This window comes from Klebsiella sp. YJ (assembly GCF_002108615.1).
Taxonomy (GTDB): Bacteria; Pseudomonadota; Gammaproteobacteria; order Enterobacterales; family Enterobacteriaceae; genus Klebsiella; species Klebsiella planticola.
Genome location: NZ_MTEG01000105.1, coordinates 1 through 718, shown reverse-complemented (window position 1 = coordinate 718; position 718 = coordinate 1). Strand labels below are relative to the sequence as shown.

Below are 718 nucleotides of genomic sequence, written 5' to 3'. Positions count from 1 at the left end.
GTTGGTGATTCTGAACTTTTGCTTTGCCACGGAATGGTCTGTGTTGTCGGGAGGATGCGTGATCTGATCCTTCAACTCAGCAAAAGTTCGATTTATTCAACAAAGCCCCTTAACGACTCTAAAAATACTTTAGCTGGGTATCATTGGATGTCAATGTGGCACGAACGATATTTATGTGATTGTTTGCATGTTTTCCAGAAGATTTAGTTGATTTTGTGGGTGATGCTGCCAACTTACTGATTTAGTGTATGATGGTGTTTTTGAGGTGCTCCAGTGGCTTCTGTTTCTATCAGCTGTCCCTCCTGTTCAGCTACTGAAGGCGTGGTGCGTAACGGTAAAAGTACTGCCGGACATCAGCGCTATCTCTGCTCTCACTGCCGTAAAACATGGCAGCTACAGTTCACTTACACCGCCTCTCAGCCCGGTACGCACCAGAAAATCATTGATATGGCCATGAATGGCGTTGGATGCCGGGCAACCGCCCGCATTATGGGCGTTGGCCTCAACACGATTTTACGACACTTAAAAAACTCAGGCCGCAGTCGGTAACCTCGCGCATACAGCCGGGCAGTGACGTCATCGTCTGCGCGGAAATGGACGAACAGTGGGGCTACGTCGGGGCTAAATCGCGCCAGCGCTGGCTGTTTTACGCGTATGACAGGCTCCGGAAGATGGTTGTTGCGCACGTATTCGGTGAACGCACTATGGCGACGCTGGG

General features: G+C 50.0%; 1 protein-coding gene and 1 pseudogene. One reads left to right on the top strand and one right to left on the bottom strand.

Features of this window, described 5'->3' with window-relative positions; all coding sequences use genetic code 11:
* Positions 1–75 (bottom strand): hypothetical protein (locus BV390_RS31785; protein ID WP_223602322.1); only part of this gene is annotated, 75 nt, incomplete at its 3' end.
* Positions 76–273: 198 nt separating this feature from the next.
* On the opposite strand from BV390_RS31785, the pseudogene BV390_RS30390 reads away from it, so the two are divergent.
* Positions 274–718: pseudogene (locus BV390_RS30390) on the top strand (IS1 family transposase); the annotation flags it as partial.